General features: G+C 63.4%; 20 protein-coding genes. 10 read left to right on the forward strand and 10 right to left on the reverse strand.

All coding sequences use genetic code 11. The features are described 5' to 3' along the window. The first annotated feature begins 34 nt into the window (after positions 1–34). From pyrF to EOI86_RS12235, 3 genes are read left to right on the forward strand one after another with little or no spacing between them, the layout of a single operon-like run. Positions 35–802, forward strand: coding sequence for an orotidine-5'-phosphate decarboxylase (pyrF, locus tag EOI86_RS12225; RefSeq protein ID WP_127765484.1), 768 nt, complete (start codon positions 35–37; stop codon positions 800–802). An 18-nt stretch (positions 803–820) separates the two neighbouring features. Further along, positions 821–1,384: a helix-turn-helix domain-containing protein gene (locus EOI86_RS12230; RefSeq protein ID WP_127765485.1), complete on the forward strand. Its 564-nt coding sequence runs from the start codon at positions 821–823 to the stop codon at positions 1,382–1,384. Positions 1,385–1,427: 43 nt separating this feature from the next. After that, entirely contained in the window at positions 1,428–2,606 is a 1,179-nt protein-coding gene (locus EOI86_RS12235) for an MFS transporter (RefSeq protein ID WP_127765486.1), read from the forward strand. An 11-nt stretch (positions 2,607–2,617) separates the two neighbouring features. Here the strand turns inward: EOI86_RS12235 and EOI86_RS12240 are convergent, their stop codons facing one another. The 4 genes from EOI86_RS12240 to EOI86_RS12255 all read right to left on the reverse strand — a co-directional run bounded on the left by EOI86_RS12240 (position 2,618) and on the right by EOI86_RS12255 (position 7,082). Continuing rightward, positions 2,618–3,505: a 3'-5' exonuclease gene (locus EOI86_RS12240; RefSeq protein WP_127765487.1), complete on the reverse strand. Its 888-nt coding sequence runs from the start codon at positions 3,503–3,505 to the stop codon at positions 2,618–2,620. Between the two features lie 19 nt (positions 3,506–3,524). After that, the gene (locus EOI86_RS12245; protein WP_127765488.1) at positions 3,525–4,478 is read right to left on the reverse strand and encodes a threonine/serine dehydratase; all 954 of its coding nucleotides are present in this window, start codon (positions 4,476–4,478) and stop codon (positions 3,525–3,527) included. A gap of 63 nt (positions 4,479–4,541) precedes the next feature. Next, on the reverse strand, positions 4,542–4,955 hold the full coding sequence (locus EOI86_RS12250; RefSeq protein ID WP_127765489.1) for a GFA family protein: 414 nt from the start codon (positions 4,953–4,955) through the stop codon (positions 4,542–4,544). 18 nt (positions 4,956–4,973) lie between these two features. Continuing rightward, positions 4,974–7,082 (reverse strand): S9 family peptidase, encoded by a 2,109-nt coding sequence (locus EOI86_RS12255; protein ID WP_127765490.1) that lies wholly within the window; start codon positions 7,080–7,082, stop codon positions 4,974–4,976. A 147-nt stretch (positions 7,083–7,229) separates the two neighbouring features. Between EOI86_RS12255 and EOI86_RS12260 the strand changes: the two genes are divergently transcribed. From EOI86_RS12260 to EOI86_RS12290, 7 genes are all read left to right on the forward strand, one after another. Continuing rightward, on the forward strand, positions 7,230–8,720 hold the full coding sequence (locus tag EOI86_RS12260) for a M20 family metallopeptidase (RefSeq protein ID WP_127765491.1): 1,491 nt from the start codon (positions 7,230–7,232) through the stop codon (positions 8,718–8,720). 41 nt (positions 8,721–8,761) lie between these two features. After that, positions 8,762–9,397 (forward strand): phosphoribosylanthranilate isomerase, encoded by a 636-nt coding sequence (locus tag EOI86_RS12265; protein WP_127765492.1) that lies wholly within the window; start codon positions 8,762–8,764, stop codon positions 9,395–9,397. Positions 9,398–9,752: 355 nt separating this feature from the next. Next, a complete protein-coding gene (locus tag EOI86_RS12270) occupies positions 9,753–10,679 on the forward strand; it encodes a helix-turn-helix domain-containing protein (protein ID WP_161973810.1) in 927 nt (308 codons plus the stop codon). A 282-nt stretch (positions 10,680–10,961) separates the two neighbouring features. Beyond that, entirely contained in the window at positions 10,962–12,185 is a 1,224-nt protein-coding gene (trpB, locus tag EOI86_RS12275; protein ID WP_127765494.1) for a tryptophan synthase subunit beta, read from the forward strand. A 2-nt stretch (positions 12,186–12,187) separates the two neighbouring features. Further along, positions 12,188–13,036 (forward strand): tryptophan synthase subunit alpha, encoded by an 849-nt coding sequence (gene trpA / locus EOI86_RS12280; protein WP_127766370.1) that lies wholly within the window; start codon positions 12,188–12,190, stop codon positions 13,034–13,036. A 91-nt stretch (positions 13,037–13,127) separates the two neighbouring features. Continuing rightward, positions 13,128–14,087 (forward strand): acetyl-CoA carboxylase, carboxyltransferase subunit beta, encoded by a 960-nt coding sequence (gene accD / locus EOI86_RS12285; protein ID WP_127765495.1) that lies wholly within the window; start codon positions 13,128–13,130, stop codon positions 14,085–14,087. A gap of 49 nt (positions 14,088–14,136) precedes the next feature. Beyond that, on the forward strand, positions 14,137–15,444 hold the full coding sequence (locus EOI86_RS12290) for a bifunctional folylpolyglutamate synthase/dihydrofolate synthase (RefSeq protein ID WP_240035650.1): 1,308 nt from the start codon (positions 14,137–14,139) through the stop codon (positions 15,442–15,444). A gap of 45 nt (positions 15,445–15,489) precedes the next feature. On the opposite strand, the gene trxA is transcribed toward EOI86_RS12290, so the two are convergent. The 6 genes from trxA to tsaE all read right to left on the reverse strand — a co-directional run bounded on the left by trxA (position 15,490) and on the right by tsaE (position 24,924). Next, a complete protein-coding gene (trxA, locus tag EOI86_RS12295) occupies positions 15,490–15,810 on the reverse strand; it encodes a thioredoxin TrxA (RefSeq protein WP_127765496.1) in 321 nt (106 codons plus the stop codon). Between the two features lie 214 nt (positions 15,811–16,024). Next, positions 16,025–19,636: a double-strand break repair helicase AddA gene (gene addA / locus EOI86_RS12300; RefSeq protein WP_127765497.1), complete on the reverse strand. Its 3,612-nt coding sequence runs from the start codon at positions 19,634–19,636 to the stop codon at positions 16,025–16,027. Continuing rightward, positions 19,633–22,665, reverse strand: a complete 3,033-nt coding sequence (addB, locus tag EOI86_RS12305; protein WP_127765498.1) for a double-strand break repair protein AddB — start codon at positions 22,663–22,665, stop codon at positions 19,633–19,635. The genes addA and addB overlap by 4 nt, the downstream gene beginning before the upstream one ends. After that, positions 22,662–23,420, reverse strand: a complete 759-nt coding sequence (locus EOI86_RS12310) for a nucleotidyltransferase family protein (RefSeq protein WP_240035651.1) — start codon at positions 23,418–23,420, stop codon at positions 22,662–22,664. Before EOI86_RS12310 ends, addB begins: the two co-directional genes overlap by 4 nt. Next, on the reverse strand, positions 23,417–24,421 hold the full coding sequence (locus EOI86_RS12315) for an aminoglycoside phosphotransferase family protein (protein ID WP_161973811.1): 1,005 nt from the start codon (positions 24,419–24,421) through the stop codon (positions 23,417–23,419). The genes EOI86_RS12310 and EOI86_RS12315 overlap by 4 nt, the downstream gene beginning before the upstream one ends. Continuing rightward, entirely contained in the window at positions 24,418–24,924 is a 507-nt protein-coding gene (tsaE, locus tag EOI86_RS12320) for a tRNA (adenosine(37)-N6)-threonylcarbamoyltransferase complex ATPase subunit type 1 TsaE (protein WP_127765500.1), read from the reverse strand. Before tsaE ends, EOI86_RS12315 begins: the two co-directional genes overlap by 4 nt. Positions 24,925–24,949: the final 25 nt, after the last annotated feature.

Here is a 24,949-nt window from a genome sequence, read left to right on the forward strand (position 1 = left end):
GACAGTCGACTGACCTCTAGCGGGAGATCCTGCCATGGCCCAGCCACGCCCAACCCAACCCCATCAGCGCGTGTTGGTCGCGCTGGATACGCCTGATACGGAACGCGCGGTGGCGCTTTCCCGCGACCTGACCGGTCTGGTCGGCGGGGTGAAGCTCGGCCTTGAATTCTTCAACGCGAACGGGCCCGACGGGGTCCGCCGGGTCACGCGCGGGTCGCTGAGTGAGACGCCGCATGGGCAGGCGGTGCCGCAGCAGCCGTTGTTTCTGGACCTGAAATTCCATGACATCCCGAATACGGTGGCCGGCGCGGTGCGCTCGGTCATGCCGCTGACGCCGATGATCCTGAACGTCCATGCGGGCGGTGGGCCGGCGATGATGAAGGCGGCGCTGGATGCCGCCAATTTCGCCGCCGAACCGCTGGGCACCGCACGGCCGATCCTGATCGCGGTCACGGTCCTGACCAGCATGGACGACGGCGACCTGGACGCGGTGGGGCAAAAAGGGCCCGCCGGCGACCAAGTCATCCGCCTGGCCGAGCTGACGCAGAAATGCGGCTTGGATGGCATCGTCTGTTCGCCGCATGAAATCACCCGCATCCGCGAAGCCTGCGGCCCCGACTTCCGCCTGATCGTCCCCGGCATTCGCCCGGCGGGCAGCGAGACGGGCGATCAGAAACGTGTTATGACACCGAAACAGGCCGTCGAGGCTGGCGCGGACTGGATCGTCATCGGCCGCCCGATCACCGGCGCGGCGGACCCGGCGGCCGCCGCCAAGGCCATCGCGGAAGAACTGAACGGCTGAGGCCTGGAGGCCAAAACCATGCAACCGGCACATCGTCCCTTGCCCGCCTTCGGACGCCGCCTGAAGCGGCTGCGCCGGTCACTGGGCATGAAGCAGATGGCGTTGGCCGATCTGATGAATGTGGACCAGACCACGGTCTCCCGGTGGGAAAGCGCCGCCATTCTGCCGAACAGGGAGACACAGCAGGCAGCTTTCGAAAAGCTGTCGGCCTGCCGCAAGGATGACGGCGCGCTGAAACGGCTGGTCGAATCCTCAAGCGATCCGGTGCATCTGGTCGAGGAAACCAGCCATATCTGCTTGGCCTATTCCCGCAGCCGCGCCGTCGAATGGCGCAGCGGGACCGGCGACCTGCTCGGCCAGTCGCTGTGGAAATTCGCGACGGAAGAAATCCAGCAGGCGGAGCACGAGTTGATCGACGCCGGTTGGTGGGACATCCATGTGCCGGAACCCAAACTGTTCCGCACATCCGGCGCATCCTATGCCGAGATGACGATTCTGCCCGGCGCGATCCTGTGGGAGCGGTTGTATCTGGCCGACGGCACGCCGGTGCGGCTGGCGAGCGGGGCGCGCCGCGCCGCATAAAATATGCGTAGCCCTGCCGTCGGGGCGGCGCTATCAAGCGCCCATGAACGGGAAATATCGAAGCCTCATCCTGGTATTGCTGCTCTGGGCCGCCGGGCTTTGCGCCGCCGGTCAGTTCGCCAAGATCGCCGTTCCCTTCACCGAATTCCGCGCCCTCTATCCCGAAGCGGGCAGCAGCATCGGCTGGCTGTTGTCGCTGATCAGCTTCGTCGGCGCGGTCGCGGGCCTGACCGCCGGTGCGGTGGTGGGTTCGCTCGGCCTGCGGCGCATGCTGTTCGGCGGGTTGATCCTGGGGGCCATGCTTTCCTTTTGGCAGGCCAGCCTGCCGGGTTTCGGACTGTTCGCCGCCAGCCGGGTTCTGGAAGGCGCCGCCCATCTGGCCATCGTCATCGCCGCGCCGACCTTGATCGCCAATGTCAGTGCCGACCGGTTCCGCGGCATCGCCATGGCATTGTGGAGCACCTTTTTCGGGGTTGCCTTCGCCCTGGTCGCCTGGATCGGCCTGCCCCAGGTCAAGGCCTTCGGCTTGCCGCCGCTATTCGTTGTCCACGGCGTCCTGACGCTGCTGGTTACCGCCCTGCTTGCCCTGTTGCTGAAAAGCGGCGACGCACCAAAGGCGGAGAGCAACGCCCGACAACCCGGCACTGTCCTCTCCGGATTGGTCGCCGCGCTTCGCTCGCCGAGCATCGCCGCACCCGGCGTAGGCTGGTTGTTCTACACGCTGACCTTCGTCGCCCTGTTGGCCGTCTTGCCTGAACGGCTGCCCCCGGACCAGCGCGACACGGTGCTGGGCCTGATGCCGCTTCTGGGGATAGCCGTGTCGCTCACCTTCGTGCCGGGCCTGATGAAAGTCGTCGGGGCCGGCACGCTTTTATGGATCGGTTTCGGTTTGGCGCTCTGTGCCGTGCTCTTCGCGGGTGCGTTTCCGCTGCCCCTTATCTGCATCGCGCTTTTCGCGGCGCTGGGCCTTGTACAGGGTTCGGGTTACGCCTCGGTCCCCGAACTGAATTCGGGCGTCAAAGAACGGGCGCTCAGCTTCGGCCTGATCGCACAAACGGGGAATATCGGAAACCTGACCGGCACGCCGATCCTGCTATTCGTTCTGGACCGGACCGGCGAGGTCGCCCTGTTCCATTTCCTCGCCGTGCTTTACGGGTTGGCCGTCGCCGCATTGCTGTTTCTGCACTATCTGCGGAATAGGACCCAGCCAAACCCGGCCTAGCCCAACCCCGCCTAGCCAACCCGTTGCGAGAACCGGTTATTGGCGCGGACCGGCGTTAGCGGCATCGACGGCAGGCTGCCGCCATAGACGTGGTCCGACAGCCAGGCCTGTTCCCCTTCCAGGTCCTCGGTCAGCGTCCACCAAACCCGATCGCCCGGGTCCCAGCGATAGCCGCGCGCCCGCAGGATGTCCTTGGTCTCGAAAGGCGAATTGACCGCATGGACCAGCGTGCGTTCCTTGCGCGCGGAGGCGAGCAGCGCGGCCAAGGCGGGTTCACCGGTGGGAAGGGTAGAGGCCAGAAGGGCGATCCCGGCAAGGCAGTCGATCTTCGCCCGGTGCCCCTCGAAGAAGAACCCCTGCTTCATCAGCAGATATTCCAGGCTGTTGGATCCGAAGCCGCGATTCTTCCAGTCCATATCCTCGATCGAACAGGCCCAGTTCAAGCCCTGAAAGATGCCCCAGGTCTTTTCCACCATCGGCCGGTCAAAGGACGCGCTATGGGCGATAACAAGACCGACGCCGTCCAGGAAGCTCTCCACATCCGCGTCCGAAATCGTCTTTCCGGCGACCATCTCATCGGTGATGTTGTTGACGCGCGTGGCATCCGGCGGAATGGGGCGGCCCGGGTCGCGGAAGCGGTTGAAGGCTTCCGCCTCATAGACCTTGTGCACCGCCCCGCTTGTCGGGTCGTAATCGAAGGCGACCATCGCCAGTTCGATGACCTCGTCCCGCAGCACGTCCGTCCCGGTGGTTTCCGTATCCAGGAAGACCGCGCGGCGCACCGTGCCGCCGCCCTGATTCTCCGGCGGGGTCACGGGAATCAGGCCCACATCCAAGCGCCGCAGGACCCGGTAGTCCGGATCCGTCTCCAACAATGCCGCCGCGGCTTCGATGTTCATGCCCGTCCCCCCGTTTTCGTTACAGCAGGGACTTTACCACATCCGGGCTGATATTCGCGCCGCACAGAACCAGCACCACTTTCTTGCCCTTCAGGCGCGGCGCTTCCCGGCGCAAGGCGGCCAGCGTCACGGCGGCGGCCCCTTCGACCAGCATGTGTTCGTTGCGGAACAGGTCGCGGAAGGCTTCCTCGATGGCGGTTTCGTCGACCCGCACCAGCGTATCCAAATTGTCCCGGCAGAGCGGGAAGGTGATGGCATCATCGTCGATGCCGCCGGCCGTGCCGTCGCTGAGCGTGTGGTCATGCGGGATTTCCACGATCTCGCCTGCCTCGATGGAGGCGATCATCGCCGCCGAGGCGGCGGGCGCCGCGCCGATGGTTTCGATCTTCGGATTGACGGCTTTCAGGTAACCGGCGATGCCGCTGGCCAAGCCGCCGCCGCCGACCGCGATGATGACCGCGTCCATATCCGGCACCTGGCGGCTGAGTTCCAGCCCGATCGTGCCCTGGCCCGCGATCACCTGCGGGTCGTTATAGGGGGAGACATAAGTGCCGCCGGTTTCCTTGGCGACGCGCTGCGCCTCCAATTCCGATTTGCCGGAATCGCTGCCGAAGACATGCACCGTGCCGCCCAGACGTTCCATATTCGCGATCTTGGCGGGCGACGCCCCTTCGGGCACATAGATATCGACCTTGCCGCCGGCGATCTGCGCGGCCTTCGACACCGCCGCGCCATGATTGCCGGAAGAGGCCGTGACGATCCCCGCCGCCTTTTCAGCCTCGGTCAGTTGCAGAACCTTGTTCAGCGCGCCGCGAATTTTGAACGACCCGGTCTTCTGGATGTTCTCCAGCTTCAACAGCACCTCGCAGCCCAGTTCCGACGACAGGCTGGGCGCTTCCACTACCGGGGTTTCCAGAATATTCGGTCCGATCCGTTCGGCGGCCGCTTCGACGGCTTCTTTCAGGTTATTCACGTTGGCTACCCCACAACAAAGATAAGAAAACTACAGGCCGGGAGACCTCAGGCGGCCCGCCGGTTACATCATGGAACCGGGATACTTTTTTAGATCGTCAGCAACGTGAAGCCACGGAATTTTTTCTTTGTAATGGGTGTGTTCGTTCGGCGGAAAGGCGTCAGGTTCGTCCAAGGCGCTGATGTGAAATTCGGTCAGATCCACCCCGCCATAGACCGCCTCCAGGGCCAGCGTGCTGCCACAGACCGGGCAGAAGCTGCGAAAAACACCGGGGGACGATTCATAGCGGGCGCGTTCCCCTGATATCCACGTGACCTGGTCTGTTCGGAACACCGCAAAGGCGGCTAACGGCGCGCCGGTCTGCTTCCGGCAGGAACGGCAATGGCAATAGCCCGCCCCGACCGGGTCGCCCTGCACCTCGAACCGTATTTTCCCACACAGGCATCCGCCGGATGCTGTTGAGTTTTCGTCAGCCACGTCGTCTCCCCCCGTCGGTCAAACCAACCCAAACGCCATCAGAAGAAAAGCATATTCTTCCGCCGTTTCGTGCAGGGATTCGTAGCGGCCGGACTTGCCGCCATGTCCGGCGCCCATATTGGTTTTCAGCATCAACACATTGCCGTCGGTCTTGGTGGCGCGCAGCTTGGCGGCCCATTTCGCCGGTTCCCAATAGGTCACGCGCGGATCACTGAGCCCCGCGGTGATCAGGATCGGCGGGTAAGGCTGCGGCGTCACATTTTCATACGGGCTGTAATCCAGAATGTATTCGAAGGCCGCCTTGTCGGTGATCGGGTTGCCCCATTCCGGCCATTCGATGGGCGTCAGCGGCAGCGTGTCGTCCAGCATGGTGTTCATGACATCAACGAAAGGCACATGGGCGACCGCCGCGCGCCACAGCTCCGGCGCTTCGTTCACCGCGACCCCCATCAAGGTGCCGCCCGCGCTGCCGCCGGAAATGGAAATGCCGCCCGGCGCGGCGTACCCCAAATCCTCCAGCGCCCGGGCGCAGTCGATGAAATCGTTGAAGGTGTTCTTGCGGTCCATCAGCTTGCCGGCCTCGTACCAGCCATAGCCCAACTCGTCCCCGCCGCGGATATGGGCAATAGCGAAGGCAAAGCCGCGTTGCAGCAGGCTGAGGCGGCTGGTGGAGAAGGCGGGCGGCATGCCCAGGCCATAGGCGCCATAGCCATAGAGATGCAGCGGCTGCGATCCGTCGCGCTTGAAATCCTTTCCATGCACGATGGAGACGGGAACCTTGGCACCGTCCCGCGCGGTGACCGTGACCCGTTCGGTCACGAAGGCGGACTTGTCGTAGCCCGACGGGATTTCCTGGACCTTCCGTTCCGTCAGGGTCTTCGCCCCAACGTCGAAATCATAGACCGTCGACGGCGTCACCATGGAGGTATAGCCGACCTGAATGGTCGATACGTCGAATTCCGGGTTCTCACCCAGGCCCGCCGTGTAGACGTCTTCGTCGAAGGCGATGACGTGGTCGCCCGTGATCTCGCCATCCTTGTGAAAAAGCAGACGCAAGCGGTCGATGCCTTCGATCCGCTCGCTGAGCACCAGGAAGTCCTTGAAGGCTTCCACCCCGCGCAGATAGCGGTGATCCCCGCCCGGTTCCAGTTCGACCCAATTGTCCCTCCCCGGCGCGGAAACCGGCGCACGGGCAAGGCGGGAATTCTTGTGGGTGTCGTTGGTGCGGATGAAAAGATAATCGCCGGCATGGGCGACATCGTATTCCACGCCCGGATCGCGCGGCGCGATCAACAAGGGTTCCGCGAAAGGATCGTCGGTCGGGATCAGCCGGATTTCGCTGGTGACATGGTCGCCGGCGCCGATTTCGACGAATTTCCGGCTTTGGGATTCGCCGATCCCGACGAAATAGGCGTTGTCCTGTTCCTCATAGATCACCGCGTCCTCGGCGGGATCCTCGCCCAGCTTGTGAAGTTTCACGCGGAAGGGCCGCAGCTGTTCGCTCAGCTCCACATAGAAGAAACGGTCGCCGGCCGCCGTCCAGACGACGCCGCCGCTGGTATTGGGAATTTCGTCGGGCATTTGGTCGCCCCTTGCCAGCACATTGACGCGGATGGTGAACCGTTCGGACCCATCCGTGTCGCTGGCCCAAGCCAGCAGGCCCGCATCGGGCGATACCACCGCCGAGCGCAGGCGGAAATAGTCCAGCCCTTCAGCCAATTTCGGCTCATCCAAGATGATCTGTTCCTCATCCGCCGATCCGTTCACCGGACGGCGCAGCCAAGTCCGGTACTGCGCACCCGGTTCGAAACGGCGCCAATACACATAGTCGCCGTCTTTTACCGGCACGGAGGAATCGTCATCCTTGATCCGACCCTTCAATTCCTCGAACAAAGTATCGATCAGCGGCTGCTGCGGCTTCATCACCGCGTCGAAATAGGCGTTCTCGTCCTTCAGATAGTCGAGGATCGCCGTATCCGTCACATTGGGATAGCCGGGGTCGCGCAACCAGGCGTAAAGGTCGGTCAGGACCGTCCCATGGACTTCCCGCTCGTCCACTTGCCGGTCGGCCACGGGGGGCATCGGCGACGCGGGCGGGGGCAGGATCGGGGCCTTGGGGTCAGTCATATCGGGTCTCTCCATAATAAGGTCGCCGTGAACGGCGGCGCCCCCAAGACCTAACCACTCTTCCGAAAGGTTCAAGTGTTTCGGGCCAAAGCGCTTGCATCCCAACGTCGTGCTGACTACCTCCGTTGAACCGGAGGAAAGCGTTCAATGTCGGAAACCCAATCCAGACTTAAGCATAGAGACGACGCGATCATCGCGGCGCAGGACTATTTCGCGCAGGGCCTGTTCGAAAAGGAGTTTGCCGAGGCGATCGCCTGCCCGACCTGCAGCCCGGAAAGCGACCCTGCGCGGCGTCAATTCGAGCGGTATTTCGACCAAGTCGTCGGACCGCAATTGGACGCGGCCGGGTTCCGGCGGTCGGTCCATCCCAATCCGCTGGCCGGCGATGTCGCGGCGGCCGGCCCGTTCCTGTTCGCGGAGCGGATCGAGAATCCGGGCCTGAGGACGGTCCTGATATACGGCCATGCGGATACGGTCGGCGGGATGGACGCCAATTGGGCCGAAGGCCTGACACCGTTTGAATTGAACCGCCGTGACGACCGGCTCTACGGCCGTGGCGCGGCGGACAACAAGGTACAGCATTGGATCGCTATAAAGGCCTTGCGGTTTGTCCTGGCTGCTAAGGGTCATCTGGGATTCAACGTCAAACTTCTGTTGGAAACCGGCGAAGAGACCGGGTCGCCGGGCCTGCGGGAATTCTGTGAAGCGAATGGCGGCCTGTTGGCGGCGGATGTGCTGATCGCGTCCGATGGGCCACGCCTTAAGCCGGACCGCCCGACGATCTTCACCGGCGCGCGCGGGGCGATCAATTTCGAACTTGTCGCCGATTATCGCGACGGGGCGCATCATTCGGGGAATTGGGGCGGGTTGCTGAAGGACCCCGGCACACGGCTTGCCCATGCCCTTGCCACGATCACCGATCCGCGCGGCCGTATCGAGGTGCCCGAATGGCGGCCCTTGAACAGCCTGACCGACCGGGTGCGCGAATTGCTCGCCGCCTGCGAACCGCTGGATGACCCAGCCGACCGCCTCCCCGGCGAACCGGCAATCGACCGCGATTGGGGCGAACCGAATCTCAGCCCGGCGGAACGCGTTTTCGGCTGGAACAGTTTCGCGGTGCTGGCGCTCGACCTGGGCAATCCGGCGACACCGGCGAACGCCATCGCGGGTGCGGCGCGCGCCGTCTGCCAGTTGCGTTTCGTGGTCGGGACCGATCAGAACGACATCCTGCCGGCGCTACGGCGTCATTTCGACGCCCTGGGTTTCAAGGATATCGAGGTGCGGGCCGACAAGGATGACGTTGCCATGGCCGCCACGCGCGTGAACCCTGACAATCCCTGGGTTGGATGGGCGCGGGACTCGCTGGCGCTGACCACGGGCAAGGACCCCGCCATTCTGCCGAATCTGGGCGGATCGCTGCCGAACGACTGCTTTGCCGATACCTTGGGGTTGACCACGATCTGGATTCCGCATTCATATCGCGGCTGCAACCAGCATGCGCCGAACGAACATGTGCTGACCCCGGTGGTGGAGGAAGGGCTGCGGATGATGACCGGCCTGTTCTGGGACCTTGAAGACGGCCCCAAAGAATTCCAAGCGGAATTTCAGGCACCGTTCCAAGCAGAGTTCAAGGCCTGACGCCGCGCCAGAGACAAAGAAGAGCCCCGAAAGAAAAGCCCATGACTGTGAAAGCGAAAATCTGCGGATTGACCGACGCCCCGACGCTGGATGCGGCTGTGCGGGCGGGCGCCGGTTATGTCGGCTTCATGTTCTTTCCGAAAAGTCCCCGCGCCGTGCGCCCGGAACAGGCGGCGCCGCTGGTGCGCTCGGTGCCGGAACAGGTCAAGAGCGTGGGCGTCTTCGTCGATCCGGACGATACGATGCTGGACCGCATCTTGGCAGAGGTTCCGTTGGATATCCTGCAACTTCATGGTGACGAGCCGGTCGACCGCGTCGCCGAGATCAAGGCCAAGACGGGCCTGCCGGTTATGAAGGTGTTCAAGATCGCGGAGGCGGAAGATTTCGAACCCGCCCGGCGGTATGAACAGGTGGTGGACTATCTGATGTTCGACGCCAAGCCGCCGAAGGAGTCGAACCGGCCCGGCGGAAACGCCATCGCCTTCGATTGGGCGTTGCTGCGCGGGCAGAGCTGGACCAAACCGTGGTTCCTTGCCGGCGGCTTGACCGCCGATAACGTGAAGGGCGCCATTAAGCTCACCGGGGCGCAGTTGGTCGATACATCGTCAGGTGTCGAAGATGGTCCGGGGAAGAAAAGTCCGGAAAAGATCCGTCGGTTCCTATCACAACTCTCTTGAGTCCCCGCGGGATCGGCCCTGCGCTACAAACGCCCGTGACAATCCATCTCAAACATCGCCCGGAAAAGTCCACCGGCGATGCCCCACCGAGGATTCCGGACCAGGTAACCCAGGTTGGGTAATTCAGTGTGGATCGACCGGGCCGGGCGCACCCCGATTCGCAGGGCGATTTAGCCATATCCAACCAGCATTCTTAACATCTTAAGGTAATCGGATAAGAATATCGCAATATAGTTAAATTCCGCTGCCTTAGAATGTGGGTAATTTGCAGTCCGTTCAGAAATAGACTAGCTTTTTGCGTGGGGGATGGGGTGTCGGCTTAGCCGACCCTCTCATGGGATATGTGGATTTTGTCATGATGGATGGGTGCGCATCCAAGGGTACCGCTGCGCCGGCGGTGCAACCAGAAACCGGACAGCTTGTAGACACGCTAACTTTGCCGCTCGACGATAGAACGCCGTGGCAGGGCGAGCGCTATGAATTCGACGGTGGAACAATCACGCTTCGGGCCAGGGGGCCGTTCGAGCTCTATTTCCGGTCGCCGGAAATGGACTTGATCAGCTTTAGCCTGGATCAACCGGGGGATGTACTCGTCTCGGTCAACGGCGAGGAGATCCGCAAGCGGACCTTGATGCCCGGCCACGCGCATTTCCACCCGGCGGGCTCCAAAGTCTATGTGCGGCTCGACGAAGGCGACATGCAAATTGTCACCGTCGCCCTGCCCAGCAGCGTCCGGCGGGAAATGCTTCGACAGCTCGGTTGGCAGGACGTTCCGTCGATGTCGATCACCAACCTGCAGACCCCGATGACCGAAGCGCTCGGAAACCGGTTGCGGGATTTCATCCGCAGCCGCCCGAAAGGGGCGTCAATGGTGGCCGTGACTTTGGCAACCTCCGCGCTGCACGACATGCTGCTGGCCGTTTCGCGGGTTCACAGCGGGCAGAATGCCGGCCCGATGTCGGGCGAGACGAGCCCGATCCAAAAAGCGCTCGACTTCATCGACTCGAACCTGCATCGCGACGTATCGCTCAGCGAAATCGCGCATGTCGCCTCGAAAAGCCCGTTTCATTTCGCCCGTATCTTCAAGGATGCCTTGGGCGTGACACCTGTCGCCTATGTCATCGAAAAGCGGGTCGAACGGTCGAAAGCCCTGCTACGTCAGTCGGATTTGCCGATTTCGGTGATCGCCACGCGGTGCGGCTTCAATTCCCAGTCCCATTATTGCCGGACCTTCCGGCGGCTGGAAAACCGAACGCCGCGCGAATACCGGCGCAGTCGGTAGCACGCCCCTTCAAACAGCCCCGTCCGGGACCTTGAAACGGAACGGCTGCAAACCGGCGCAAGGCGTATGGACTTGCACCCGTTGCTAAGGTATCCCCTACCTCCCATCCGTCGGCGGAGATCCAAGCGTTTTTGGTCACCGTATCTTCCTGGGGGTGGATCTTTGGATCATCCTCAGGACAGATCATCGGCGCTGTCCGGCTCACCCCATCCAAAACGGCGGGGCGCGGCCGATCCCGGCAAGCCATACGACGGATAATGAGAAAACGGAGGGTCGAACGCCATGAGCGAGGCGCAGGCGAAAATCAATACATTCCGGGCCGGTCCCGACGAAACGGGACGTTTCGGCATGTTCGGCGGGCGTTTCGTCGCCGAAACGCTGATGCCGCTGATCCTGGACGTGCAGCAGGCCTACAAAGACGCCAAGGCCGATCCTTCCTATCAGGCGGATATCGACTATTACGCGACGCATTATGTCGGCCGGCCGAGCCCGCTGTATTTTGCCCGGCGCATGACCGAGGAGCTCGGCGGGGCGAAGATCTACTTCAAGCGTGAAGAGCTGAACCACACGGGCAGCCACAAGATCAACAATGTGATGGGGCAGATCCTGCTTGCCCGGCGCATGGGCAAGACGCGGATCATCGCCGAAACCGGCGCGGGCCAGCACGGCGTCGCGACGGCCACGGCCTGCGCCCTCTTCAACATGCCCTGCAAGGTCTATATGGGCTCCGTCGACGTGGCGCGGCAATCGCCGAACGTGTTCCGCATGAAGCTGCTTGGCGCCGAGGTCGAGGCCGTCGAAAGCGGGTCCAAGACATTGAAAGACGCGCTGAATGAAGCGATGCGTGACTGGGTCGCGAATGTCGAAGACACATTCTACATCATCGGCACCGTCGCCGGCCCGGCCCCCTATCCGGAAATGGTCCGCGATTTCCAATGCGTCATCGGCAACGAAGTCCGCGAACAGATGATGGAAGCCGAAGGTCGCCTGCCCGACACGCTGGTCGCCTGCGTCGGCGGCGGGTCGAACGCGATGGGCCTGTTCCATCCTTTCCTGGACGATCCGGAGGTGAAGATCATCGGTGTCGAGGCAGCGGGCCATGGGGTTGAGACCGGCGAACACGCCGCCAGCATCACCGGCGGACGCCCGGGCGTGCTGCACGGCAACCGCATGCATCTGCTGCAGGACGAGGACGGCCAAGTGGTCGAACCCTATTCGATTTCCGCCGGTCTGGACTATCCGGGCATCGGGCCGGAGCATAGCTGGTTGCACGATATGGGCCGGGTGGATTATGTGCCGGCGACGGATAAGGAAGCGGTCGACGCTTTCCAGTATTGCAGCAAGATGGAAGGCATCCTGCCGGCATTGGAATCGGCCCATGCGATCGCGCATGTAATGAAACTGGCGCCGACCCTGCCGAAGGATCATATCATCTGCATGAACATGAGCGGCCGGGGTGACAAGGACGTCAACACCATCGCCGAATTGATGGGAGTGTCACTGTGAGCATGGCCGAAAGCGTGGGCGCGGCCCCCTATCCCGATTCCGGCCGCATCGCCGCCCGGTTCGCCAAGCTCAAGGCAGAAGGCCGCGGCGGTCTCGTCACCTATGTGTCGGCGGGCGATCCCGATTACGACACCTCTCTGGAAATCCTTAAAGGGCTTCCGGGCGCCGGTGCCGACCTGATCGAACTGGGCATGCCCTTCACCGACCCGATGGCCGATGGCCCGGCGATTCAGGCGGCCGGCCTGCGCGCGTTGGAAGGCGGCCAGACGCTGAAGAAGACCCTGGCCATGGCCCGCGCCGTGCGGGAACAGGACGCCGATGTCCCGCTGATCCTGATGGGCTATTACAACCCGATCTACTGTTATGGCGTGGACGCGTTCCTGGAGGACGCCAAGGCAGCCGGTATCGACGGACTGATCATCGTCGACCTGCCGCCCGAGGAAGATGAAGAGCTGTGCATCCCGGCCTTGCGGGCGGGCGTCAATTTCATCCGTCTGGCGACGCCGACGACGGACGACCATCGTCTGCCGACCGTGCTGAACAACACGTCCGGCTTTGTCTATTATGTATCCATCCTGGGGATCACCGGAACCAAGACGGTCGAGGCAGACGCCGTTCGCGAAGCGGTCGAACGCATCAAACGCCATACGGACCTGCCGGTCGCCGTGGGGTTTGGTGTAAAAACGCCGGAATCGGCCAAAGCGATCTCCAAGGTCGCGGATGCCGCAGTCGTCGGGTCGGCCATCGTCGAGCGGGTCAAATCCGCGCTGGACGAAGGAGTGGAAAAATCAGCCATTCCCGCCCGGGTCCTTGAATTTGTGGCGTCACTCGCCCAGGGTGTACGAAGCTAAACCAACTTCCCGCGCAGCCGAAACGCGCGGGCGTCGGGCCGCTGGATGACAGGGGCCCATAGAGGCAACCCCGAAGGAGGGGACTAACGGAATGTCTTGGCTTGAGCGCTATGTCCGACCGAAAATCAAGGCCCTGGTCGGCGCCAAACCCGAAGTTCCGGATAATCTTTGGCACAAGTGCGACAATTGCGGGCAGATGATCTTCCACCGTGACCTGGTGGCCAATCATCACGTTTGCCAGCACTGCAACCACCATATGCGCCTGCCGGCCGAACAGCGATTGGAAATGCTGTTCGATGACGGTGAATACGACCGGGCCGAATTACCGAAAACACCTCTGGACCCGTTGAAATTCCGGGATCGCAAGCGCTATAGCGACCGCCTGAAAGAAGCCCAGTCGAAGCAGGATACCAAGACCGCCAACAAAGACGCCATCATCGTCGCCCATGGCAAGATGGAGGGCCGCGCGGTCGTGGTCGCAGCCTTCGACTTCTCGTTCATGGGCGGTTCCATGGGCGTCGCCGTCGGCGAGGGCATTGTGACCGCCGCGCATCTGGCGGTTTTCCAGCAGGCGCCGCTGATCATCATTCCCGCCACCGGTGGGGCGCGCATGCAGGAAGGCATACTGTCCCTGATGCAGATGCCGCGCACCGTGATCGCCGTTCAGGAGGTCAAGGAAGCGGGACTGCCTTTCTTCGTGCTGCTCACCGACCCGACGACCGGCGGCGTTTCCGCCAGTTTCGCGATGCTGGGCGACATTCATATCGCCGAGCCGGGCGCGGTCATCGGATTCGCCGGCCGGCGCGTCATCGAACAGACGGTGAAGGAAACCTTGCCCGACGGCTTCCAGACCGCCGAATACCTTCTTGAACACGGAATGGTCGACATCGTCGCGCCGCGGACGCAGATCCGCCCGACGATCATCCGCCTGATCTCCCTGTTGATGGACGGTAAACCCGTGGACATGGCGGAAGCGTCTTCGGACAAAGATGCGGCGGAGGGAGACCTTGATATTCCCGATAGCGCCGAGTCCGGTCCCGACAAAACCTGACAGTCCAATCGGCCGACCCGATACGGCCCCATGCTGGTGAAGCCGCACCGTGAAACCATCGACCACATCCGATAAACCGGATTCTGGGCCGCCCGGGACTCCCGCGCCCAATTCGTCCACCGTATCCAGGCGCAGCGACGCCATTCTGGACCGGCTGATGGGCCTGCACCCGAAGATCATCGACCTGACGCTGGACCGGGTCGACCGCCTGCTGGACCGGATGGGACGCCCGCAGGACAGCTTGCCGCCGGTCGTGCATGTGGCCGGCACCAACGGCAAGGGTTCGACCATCGCCTTCCTAAGATCGATTCTGGAACAGGCCGGCTACCGCGTCCATGTCTATACCTCGCCCCACCTGGTGCGGTTCGCGGAGCGTATTCGCCTGGCCGGCGAGATCATCGCGGAAGACCATCTATCGGCCATCCTGGAGAGCGCCGAGCAGGACAATGGGGGTGAGCCAATCACCTTCTTCGAGATCACGACCTGCGCCGCGCTGAAGGCTTTCGCCGAGACACCGGCGGATATTCTGTTACTGGAGGTCGGCCTAGGCGGGCGTTTGGACGCCACCAACGTGGTCGACAAACCGGCCTGCACCGTCATTACGCCCGTTTCCATGGACCATACCCAATATCTGGGCGGCGATCTGCACGCCATCGCCGGTGAGAAGGCGGCGATTCAGAAAAACGGCGTTCCAAGCGTGGTCGCCCCCCAGGACCCGATCGCCGCAGCGGTCATCGGCGCCGCCGCCGAACGCGCAGGCACAAGGATCATAGAGGCCGCTCCGCTTCCCAAGGACACGCCACTGGGCCTTACAGGCCCGCATCAGGCAGTAAATGCCGGCACCGCCTGCGCCACCATCGACGTGCTGCGCCAAGCCGGGTTCACGGTGACGGATGCGGATATCGCCGCGGGACTGGCCGGCGCTGTTTGGCCGGCGCGCCTTCAAAGGCTGACCGCAGGGCCGATCCCCGCACTTCTGGGCCCGGAATGGGAGGTCTGGCTGGACGGCGGGCACAATGCCGCGGCGGGCCAGACACTGGCCGCCCATGCCGCCAAGGCGTGGCTCGGCAAGTCGCTATACATGATCGCGGGCATGCTGAACACGAAGACACCGGAAGGGTTTCTGGCGCCGTTTGCGAATTTGGCAAAAAACGTCGCGACGATTTCGATTCCCGGCGAGGCAAACAGCCTCAGCGCGGAAGAGCTGTGCGAAACCGCCCTCTCAGTTGGCCTGATCGCGGAACCGGCGGAGAGCCTGGAAAAGGCAACGGCCGCCCTGAAAGGGCGGCCGCCGGGAATTCTATTGATTTGCGGGTCGCTTTACCTAGCTGGTGAGGTCCTGGCGGATAATTCCTGATCCGCACCCTTTCGCTCACCGGCAGCCTGCGCACCGCAAAGCGCGTTAGACGACGGAATTCACCCAGTCCGCCAGTTGAGTCTTGGGCATGGCGCCAACCTTGGTCGCGACGACTTCACCATCCTTGAACAGCATCAGCGTCGGGATGCCGCGCACGCCGTATTTCGACGGCGTTTGGGGATTTTCGTCGATGTTCATTTTCGCGATCTTGATTGAACCGGACATTTCGCTGGCAATTTCCTCCAGCGCCGGGCCGATCACTTTGCAGGGGCCGCACCATTCGGCCCAATAATCGACGAGGACGGGGCCGTCCGCGTCCAAGACCGCAGACTGAAATTCAGAATCGCTGACTTTTACTGTCGACATAGCTCTCTCCTGATAGTGCCCGCCGTTTCTGGGAAGGAATCTCGAACGGGCTTGTCCCCCGACATGCGCCTGTTTAGGACGCGTCCTTCTGGTAAGACCGGGGTCGTAGTGTAAACGGTACGCCGTTCAACACCAACTGGGTTGCTGTTTCTGTTAGAAAGAACTTAGGAACGCGCCATATCGGGGTCAAGAAGGCTCGGAAAAGTCCCGGTAATCAAAGCGTTATCAAATCGTCATCAACGGGCATCAAACTGGGAATATCCGTCCAGAGTAAGGCGCATTTCACGGTTTTTCCTGGAAAAACCTTTTGTAACAATCCCTTATACCCTGCCAACTGACGGCGATACGCCAAGGGAATCTGCCTCGAATCGGCAGGCGCGGGCCTAAGGGTCTTGTAATCGACGACCAGAACCTCGTTTTCCGTCACCAAAAGGCGGTCGATTTGGCCGGAAACGACATCGATGCCGGACGCCCGTTCCAAAACACCGACGATAGGCGCTTCCGCCCGGCTGCCTGGGCCGAATATCGCGGCGAAATCAGGATGGTCCATCACCGCCATGACTTCCTCGACCATTCGGTCGCGTCCCGCCTCCGTCAGCCCATGCGCAGGGCGTGACAGGTAAGACAGCGCCAATTCGCGGCGGCGGCCCGCCGGCTGGTCGGGCAGGAACTGCAGAAGACTGTGGATCAACAAGCCGCGTTTGAACCGGTCCTCATCCCCCAGAACGCCACCATCGGGGCCTTTGCCATCGGCCAGCGGCGACCGCACCGGCGGGTCTTCCACATCGGGCCGGCTGGGTGCAACGGGGTTCGGCGGCGTCGGTTCCACCGCCGGTTCGGCAAAAAGCCAATCCGGCACAGGAATATCGGTTAAATCGGCAGAGGTTTGCGCGGCGGCGGTCACCACCGCCCCCTCAGCGGTTTCACTGCCGACATCCTCGTTCGCCGCCCCCATCGACAGGCGCAGGGCGTCGCCGCTCCAGTCTTCACCCGCATCGAACGGCACTTCCGCGATACCCGGCAGGCCGTTCAGACCGTTTCTGACCAGATCGTACCAACAGCCTTCCTTGATCGCCTTCTCAGTGCTGTATCCGCAGATATACAGCCGGTCCTCGGCCCGCGTCATGGCGACATAAAGCAAGCGGCGGTACTCCTGGTCCGCCTTCCACTCCGCCGCTTCGCGCGCGGTTTTGCAGCGATCCTCCTCGAACCGCTTGGCAGGCGGCCACAAGAAGACGGGGGAGGCATCGGCGCCGGCGCGGCTCACCGCGTCGTCGACCCAATAGAAGGAAACATTCGCGCCGCCGCCCGCCGGCTTGCGAACCGTATCGGGCAGAATGACGATCGGCGCCTGTAAACCTTTCGCGCCGTGGACGGTCATCAGACGTAGGGCATCGTTTTCGCCCGATTCCAGGTCGCGCTTGATTTCCGCTTCCCCCGCCGCGAACCAATGCAGGAACCCTTGCAGGGACGGCACGCGCCGCAGATCGAAAGAAAGGGTCAGGGAGAGGAACTCGTCCACCGGATCCTCCGCCTCGACGCCAAGGCGGGAAATCAGGGCCCGCCTTCCGCTCATCGGCGCGAATTCCGCAACCGCGGCATGGGAAGGCACCGGCGCGGGGCAGGGTTGGGTCAGGATATGGGCATAGAGCTCATAGGGCGGGTGGTAATCGACGGCCGCGAGAAGCCCCGACAGCCAGTCCCAGGCCGCTTTCATCCGGCCATCTACCTTGCCTTCGGATTTTTGGGCTGCTTCCAGCCGCCGCCACAGGCTCTGCTTGCCCCGGTCATGGGCCAGCCGGAACAAATCGTCGTCGTCGAAACCGATGAAGGGGCCCTTCAGCACCGTCGCCAGTGTCAGATCGTCTTCCGGCAGCAGCAGGAATTGGCCCAGCGCCAACAGATCCATGACCGCGATATGCTTGGAAAGCGTCAGCCGGTCGACCCCGGCGACGGTGACGCCGCGCTGTTTCAACTCCCGGATCAGCCGGTCGACGAATTCGGTCCGGCGGCGGACCAGCACCAGTATATCCCCGGCCCTGACGGTCCGACCCTTGGACGGTAGATATTCCTTTCCGATCCAGCCGGCGATCTTTTCCGCCAGCCCCTGGGCCAGCCGTGCCACCGGCGGCACGTCCGACTGGACGGCGACCGGTGCGCTCCAATGTTCCGGCACCTCGCCGTCCACCTTCTCAACCACCGGCCACAGTTCCACCAGTCCCGGCACGCCGGCGCGATGGGCGTAATGGGTCACGGTTCCGTCCGGCGGCACCAGGCCGATTTTGGCGCGGTCGTCGGCAAAGGTGGCATCCACCGCCGCCAGCACCGCTTCGGTCGAGCGGAAGGAAACCTCCATCGGCACGCGGCCGAACCGTTCACCCGCCGCCTGAATCCGCGCCTGAAAATAATCGCGCATAGTGTCGAAGGCATCCGGGTCGGCGCGTTGGAAACTGTAGATCGATTGCTTCACATCGCCGACAACGAAGATCGTGCGGTTTTCCAGGCCCTGACCTTCCCCGCTGAAGAAGTCATCGGCCAGGCCGGAAATCACTTCCCACTGTTCACGGCTGGTGTCCTGCGCTTCGTCGACCAGGATGTGGTCGATCCCGCCATCCAGCTTGAACATTACCCAGGAAGGATTGGCGACGAGGCTGCCGCGCAGCAGGTCCCGCGCCCGCAGGATAAGGTCGTCATAGTCCAGTTTGGCGCGCAGATCCTTGGCGCGCTGATACTGCGCCAGGATGGCGGTTCCCAGGGTCAACAGCGCGGCGGAGCACGCGGCCGTTACCTGACGCGCCACCGCCGCGTCGATTTCCACAAGGCGTTCGCGCTCGCGGTCGAGCAGTAACTCTATGTCAGGGCGCTGCTCGCGCACCTTCTTGCCGGCAAGATTCGCGCGCGGATCCCCGCCGGACGTGAAATACGCCAACCTGTAGTCATCCAGTATCGCCTGCCGTCCGGCGGCATCCGCATTGATCCATCGTTCGATCCGGGCCGCGGCGGCGCCGTCATTCTTGGGCGTACCCAGATCGCGCAGCACCTGAAACGCTGAGGCCAACCCCGCTTTGTCGAAAGCACCGTCTTCGCAGGCCGCCGCGACCACATCGTCTTCGCCCAAGGCGGGATCGGCGCCGACCGCAGCATAGATCCGCGCAACCGCGTCAAAGAGCGGTTCCTCGCCGTCACCGATCAGCATCGCCAAGCGCGACCGTTCGGACGAAATTCGCTGCAGCAGGGTATTGAACTGGTCTTCCTGCACATACTGGGAAATGACGCCCAGGGCCTTGCCCAGATCGGGATCGTCCATCCCCTGGTTTAGCACCCGGTCCCGCGCAACCTGCATCAATTCGGCGGCGGTTCGTTCATCCATCACATCGAAATGCGGCGGCGTATTCGCCTCGATCGGGAAACGTCCCAGCAGCGATTGACAGAAACTGTGGATTGTCTGGATCTTCAAGCCGCCCGGCGCGTCCAAAACCAGGGCGAAAAGCCGCCGTGCGCGCCTTTCCTCCTGCGGCGAGGGCGGCCGGTCCAGAATGGCGGCGATTTCCTTGGCAAGCGTCTCGTCATCCATCCGCGCCCAGGCGCCGAGCCGGGCGTTCAAGCGGTTCGCCATTTCCGACGCCGCCGCCTTTGTAAAGGTGATGCAGAGTATCTTTTCCGGCGCCGACCCAGTCAGCAGCAGGGCAAGCACCCGGTCGGTCAGAACCTTGGTCTTGCCGCTGCCCGCGCTGGCGCTGACCCAGACGCTGCCCGTCGGGTCCGCGGCTTTACGCTGCGCGATATTAGGATCCGGGCGGGGGGACGAAAACGATGCGCCAGTCATGCGTCACCATCCCCGCCGGCGGACCATTCCGCCTTGCGCGACAGGTGATCGTAATCGTTGAAGCGCATTTTCAAGGCGCTGCGCGGCGTCGGCAGATAGGGCGTTTCCGGTTGCATGAAACCATCGATCAGGGCGATCAACCCGTCACGGATTTCATCGACGATGCCGCTTACATCCTCGTCGATCGGGGTGATCTTGCCGGCGGGGCTGCCGCCCGACAGGCGCCAGTATTGGAATTCCGCCACCGTGCCGGGGCCGATCGACCCGAAACCGCCATCCGCCAAAATCATCGCTTCTAAGGGCATCTGCGGGGCCTTGCCGGTCTTTACATCTTTCTTGGATGGCGGCTGCCCGGTCTTGTAATCCATGATCACATAGCCGCCGTCGGCCATGCGGTCGATTCGGTCGGCGGTCGCCTGCAAGGTGAATTGCCCGGTTGCAATCGGCACCACTGTCTTTCCCTTCTGTTCGACGAAAGACAGGTCCAGCCCACCGCGGCGTTTCGCTTCCTCGCGCAGGAACCAATCGGCGATCCGCTCGAACCGCGGCCACCAGAAGGCACGCACCGCCGGCCGCGACAGGACCGGGCCGAAAGCCGCCTCGCCTTCACGGATCAGAACGTCGCGCGCTTCCGCCGGCAAGGGTCCACTGGCATAGTCGGCGACGAACCTTTCCAACGCCTGGTGAATGAAGGTGCCGCGCTCGGCGGCACCGGGATCGGCCTCCAACGGGTCGAGAACTTTCAACTGCAGGATATAGCGCGCAAAAATGCTATAGGGGTCGCGCATCAGGGTTTCGATGCGCGTCACCGACAATCCCACCGGGCGTGCTTCGACCGGCGGGCGTGGCTCGGGCATCGGCGCGGATGCGGTCGGCCCCCGGCTGCGTTCCAGCAGGCCCGCCCAATCCGTCCAAGGATCCTCCACCGCCAGGACATTCGCCTGACCGTCGGAATCGCCCAATCCCAGGGCGTCCAGCACCACATGCAGCCGCGACAGCCAGCGCGACGGCACGGTCGGCTGGCCGTCCACTTTTTCCGCCCGGCTCAGCACCACCTGCGGCGCGGCGAAGGCCTGGGCGAAGTCATGGGCGCTGAGGCCGATGCGCCGTTCCGGCGCCGGCAAGCCGAATTCCTGCCGCATGGGACGCGACATCCAGGCATCCGTCTCCGGCTCAGGCGGCCAGACGCCTTCGTTCAATCCGCCCAGGATCACAAGGTCCACATGCTGAAGCCGCGCTTCCAGGGGTCCCCAGATGAAAAGCCGGGGATGCGCGCCATACCGCGGCCGCACCGCCCGCCCTGAAATCATCGCATCCAGCAGGCCCGGGTAATCCGCCGGTGCGATATCGCCGAACAGGTCGGCACAGCCTTCAGCCAATTCCTGGACGAAAAGAGCTGCGGCTTCCCCTGCCTCACCGGCCCAGATGCGGTCCGCGCCCGGCTTGTCCGGATCGTCCGCCAGCGCTTCGGCGACACGGCCATGGGCCAGGACGCAGTCGCGCAGGGACACAGCCGACCCCTGCATCAGGTCCGTCAGCGGGGAAAACATCTCTGCCAAACCTGCAATAAACCCGGACAGGCTTTCGGCCACCGATGCCCGGTCATGATCCATATCGCGCAGGTCCGCGCCTTCAAGGGCGGCGCGCAGCCCATCGAAGCCCGGAGCCGGTTTCGGGCCCCGCAGCACCCAGCGTTCCAGCAGCCGAACCTGATGCCGGAAGGCACCGGCCCCACGGCCGCCCCGGGCCAGCGGATGTTTCAGGACCGACAACAGCGTGGCCGGGCTGAACCCTTCATTCACCGTCTCGGCGATCAAGCGCAGGAAGCTGCCGGGTACCGTCGCGCCCAAAGGCTGGCCCGCGGAATCGTCGACGGTCAAACCCCAGCGCTGCAATTCCGCCGCAACGCGCCGGGCAAGCGACCGATCGGGCGTCACCAGGGCGGCGCGTTTCGTCGGCGCTTCCAAGGTACGGCGCATCATCATCGCGATGGAAACGGCTTCGCTGCGGGATGTGTCGAAGACGGTTTGCGAAACGCCGCGCATATCCTCTGCCGTGAAATCCGGCAAATGCCGCCAGGCATCGCTCGCCGCCGCCGGCCGCATCGCTTCTGACAGCAGATGGACGCGGCTGGTTCTGGTCTCGCCCTCGTGGTCCTCGCCCGGCCAATCGATCACCTCGGTCCGTTGAAGAGAGAACCGGTCGAGCAGGCGCGAGAGGCCGAATTGCGGATGGCCTTGATCCCTGGCCACTTCCGTCCAGGCCGCGTCGTCCAGGGTCCTGTCCAATCCGGGCAAGACGACCATGCCCTTGGGCATTTCCAGAATAAGGGAAAGAAGATCGGCGGTCGCCGGGACGCTGCCGGTGGACCCGGCGGCGATGACAGGGTGCTGCGGCGGGTCCGCGCGCCAAAGGTCCGCCTGGGCCCGGCGCATCGCCGTTTGCCATTCGCCGGGGTCCAGTGCCCCTTCCTCGGCCAGAATCTTCGGCCAGTTCTCCCGCAGAATGTTCAGGAAGCTCAAGGTCTGCTGCCAGTTCTCGGAAAACCGCTCAGGCGCGAGGCGGTCGAGATTGTCGAGCGACAGACCCTCGATATGGACCTGATCCAACAGCCGCGCCAAATCGCCCGCCAGGATGGCCGACTGTTCGGGACTGGGATTATCGAAGCCGTAAGGCCATTTCTGGATCAGCGAAGCCAGAACCAGAACCCGCCGCATCGCGGAAACCGGCGGCGGCAGGTCGGCGACCAGGTCGGAAAATTCCAGACCGGCACCGGCGCCGAATCCAAGGATCATTTCCTCCACATCCACATCGCCGATCGGCCGCATCCGCGGCAACAGCAAGGCCGCCCCCTGCGCCCGGCGCAGGAAGGCTTCGCGCAGCGAGCGGCAGGCACGCCGCGTCGGCAGCAGAACCATGACTTCCGACAGGGCCAGCGGGTCATCGCCCCATTGCCGCAGCAATCCGTCGGCCAGCGCGTCGACGAAGGAGCGCTCGGCGGGGATCGAATAGACCTGGCCGAATTTCATCGCGTATTCGCTTTGGTATAGCCCTCGGCGATCACTTCCTCGACCTCCCGGAGGCTTTCGGGCGTGCCGACATGGTACCATTCCCCATCATGGGTGATTCCGTATAGGCGCTCCGTTTCCTGAACCTTGTTGTAGATCAGGCGCAAGGGGAAGGGGCCCTTCGGCGCGCCTTCGAACAGGAACGGTTTCAGGATCTGCAAGCCGCCGAACAGATAGGGCGCGACCAGGCGGTCGCCCCGGTGTGCGGCCCGTTGATCGGCGTCCAGATAATAGTCGCCGGAGCCTTCATACCCGTAGGATCCCGTAACCGGCACCAGCAGCAACAGGGCGTCCATCTTGTCCGGGTCCCAGGCGTCCAGCATGCGTTGCACCGCCGGTTTGATTCCGTCGAACCAGATCGCGTCGGAACTGGTCACGAAGAAAGGGGCGTCGCCGATCTTGTCCAATGCGTCGCGCACGCCGCCGCCGGTTTCCTGGATTTCCGGTTCGAAGTTGAGGATCACATCCGTGCGGCCCTCGAAATGTTCCACCATCTGATCTGCCAGGTAATGGGTGTTGACGACGAATTTCGTCACGCCCGCTGCCGCCAGCCGGTCGATCGGCCAATCGATTAGCGGCTTCCCGCAAAGCGGCACCAGCGGCTTCGGCGTCGTGTCGGTCAGCGGGGCCATGCGCGTGCCGAGCCCCGCGCCCAGAATCATCGCGGTTTCGATCGTGGCGGCCTTCTTGGTCCTGGCTTCTTGCTTTGCCATCATGCGGCCTCTGCCGGGGGTTCGCGGCGCAGCGCCGGCGGCACTTCCCGGTCGAACCAGTCCTTGACTGGGGCAAGCGCCGGATGCGCCAGGTCCCCTTCCAGCCAGCGCCACAACCGGGCGGTATGACGCAGATAGCCGGGCTTGCCGTCGCGATGGGCAAGGCGCGTGAAGATCCCCAGAATCTTGGTACTGCGCTGGGCCGCCAGGACGGCATAGGAAGCTTCGAAGGCCTCGCGGTCGATATCCGGAAACAATGTGAGGTAACGGTCGAGCAATTTGGCCGTCACCGCCGGGTCGACATCCCGCCTTGCGTCTTCGAACAGCGAGACCAGGTCATAGGTCACCGGTCCGACGACACCGTCCTGGAAATCCAGCAAACCGACGCAGGCCGGGCTCTCACGCTCCGGCAGCCACATCAGATTGTCCACATGGTAATCCCGCAGCACCAAAGTCTCGGGCACGCCCGCCGCACGGGGCAGGACCATGCGCCAAGCCTGCAGGAACGCGTCGCGCACCTCATCGGGCAGGGGGCCGCGCAAGGCGGGTAGATACCAGTCGATCAGCAGCGATACTTCGCGCAGATACAATGCCTCGTCATAGCGCGGCAGGTCGCCGAGGGCCGCGACATCGATGCGCCGATACAGCGCGGCCAGCGCCTCCAGGGCCTGGGCGTAGAGCGTGGCTTCGTCCGCGCCGGCGGCGAGAACCTTGGTGAAGGTGTCGTCGCCCATGTCTTCCAGCAGCAGGAAACCGTTCTCCACATCCTGCGCGATGATTTCCGGCGCGCTTAGGCCGGCGTCACGCAGCAGAGTGGCGATGCGGACGAAGGGGCGGGTATCTTCCTTGTCCGGCGGCGCGTCCATCAACACGGCCCGGCGCCAGCCATCCTTCAACCGGTCGTATCTCCGGAAGGAGGCATCGTCCGCCAACACGGCGCGATCCTGGTCGCGCCAGCCATTGGCGGTCAGAAATTGGGTCAAGGCCTGGTCCCGCGCGCTCACACCGATCCCTCCCCTAATCCGGCATCGGCCAGCCTGCCGTGCCAGGCGCCGGGCGGCGCCGAAAGCGTCGCCGTCCGGCCCGCACCCTCCTGTTCGATCCGGACATCAAGCCGGTGTAGCGGCAGATAAGCGCCCATCCGGTCCGGCCATTCAATCACGCTGGCCGCTTCGGCGAAGGCGTCCTCGACCCCCAGTTCGAACACATCCTCCGGGTCGTCCAGCCGGTACAGGTCCATATGCCAAAGCTCGTATTCCGGCAGGTCGTATATCTGCACCAGCGTGAAGGTCGGGCTTGGCACCTCGATCTCCTCGCCCATCGCGGCCTGGATCAAGCCGCGCGCCAGGGTCGACTTGCCCGCGCCCAGATCGCCCCACAGGGCCAGGATGTCGCCCGGTCGCAGCACCGGCGCAAGCCTGGCGCCGAGCGCGCGTGTCGCGGCCTCGTCCGGTAAGGCGAGGGTTACGACATGATCCTCACCCTCTGCTGTGCTGGCATGTGTCATGATGTGACCCGGTCCGACGATCGGT

The sequence above is a fragment of the Hwanghaeella grinnelliae genome, assembly GCF_004005845.1.
Classification (GTDB): Bacteria; Pseudomonadota; Alphaproteobacteria; order UBA8366; family Aestuariispiraceae; genus Hwanghaeella; species Hwanghaeella grinnelliae.

What these genes read in the sequence shown, in the direction of transcription:
- pyrF (WP_127765484.1), top strand. Translation starts at nt 35, where the DNA reads ATGGCCCAGCCACGCCCAACCCAACCCCATCAGCGCGTGTTGGTCGCG.
- EOI86_RS12230 (WP_127765485.1), top strand. Translation starts at nt 821, where the DNA reads ATGCAACCGGCACATCGTCCCTTGCCCGCCTTCGGACGCCGCCTGAAG.
- EOI86_RS12235 (WP_127765486.1), top strand. Translation starts at nt 1,428, where the DNA reads ATGAACGGGAAATATCGAAGCCTCATCCTGGTATTGCTGCTCTGGGCC.
- EOI86_RS12240 (WP_127765487.1), bottom strand. Translation starts at nt 3,505, where the DNA reads ATGAACATCGAAGCCGCGGCGGCATTGTTGGAGACGGATCCGGACTAC.
- EOI86_RS12255 (WP_127765490.1), bottom strand. Translation starts at nt 7,082, where the DNA reads ATGACTGACCCCAAGGCCCCGATCCTGCCCCCGCCCGCGTCGCCGATG.
- EOI86_RS12260 (WP_127765491.1), top strand. Translation starts at nt 7,230, where the DNA reads ATGTCGGAAACCCAATCCAGACTTAAGCATAGAGACGACGCGATCATC.
- EOI86_RS12265 (WP_127765492.1), top strand. Translation starts at nt 8,762, where the DNA reads ATGACTGTGAAAGCGAAAATCTGCGGATTGACCGACGCCCCGACGCTG.
- EOI86_RS12270 (WP_161973810.1), top strand. Translation starts at nt 9,753, where the DNA reads ATGATGGATGGGTGCGCATCCAAGGGTACCGCTGCGCCGGCGGTGCAA.
- trpB (WP_127765494.1), top strand. Translation starts at nt 10,962, where the DNA reads ATGAGCGAGGCGCAGGCGAAAATCAATACATTCCGGGCCGGTCCCGAC.
- trpA (WP_127766370.1), top strand. Translation starts at nt 12,188, where the DNA reads ATGGCCGAAAGCGTGGGCGCGGCCCCCTATCCCGATTCCGGCCGCATC.
- accD (WP_127765495.1), top strand. Translation starts at nt 13,128, where the DNA reads ATGTCTTGGCTTGAGCGCTATGTCCGACCGAAAATCAAGGCCCTGGTC.
- trxA (WP_127765496.1), bottom strand. Translation starts at nt 15,810, where the DNA reads ATGTCGACAGTAAAAGTCAGCGATTCTGAATTTCAGTCTGCGGTCTTG.
- addA (WP_127765497.1), bottom strand. Translation starts at nt 19,636, where the DNA reads ATGACTGGCGCATCGTTTTCGTCCCCCCGCCCGGATCCTAATATCGCG.
- addB (WP_127765498.1), bottom strand. Translation starts at nt 22,665, where the DNA reads ATGAAATTCGGCCAGGTCTATTCGATCCCCGCCGAGCGCTCCTTCGTC.
- EOI86_RS12310 (WP_240035651.1), bottom strand. Translation starts at nt 23,420, where the DNA reads ATGATGGCAAAGCAAGAAGCCAGGACCAAGAAGGCCGCCACGATCGAA.
- tsaE (WP_127765500.1), bottom strand. Translation starts at nt 24,924, where the DNA reads ATGACACATGCCAGCACAGCAGAGGGTGAGGATCATGTCGTAACCCTC.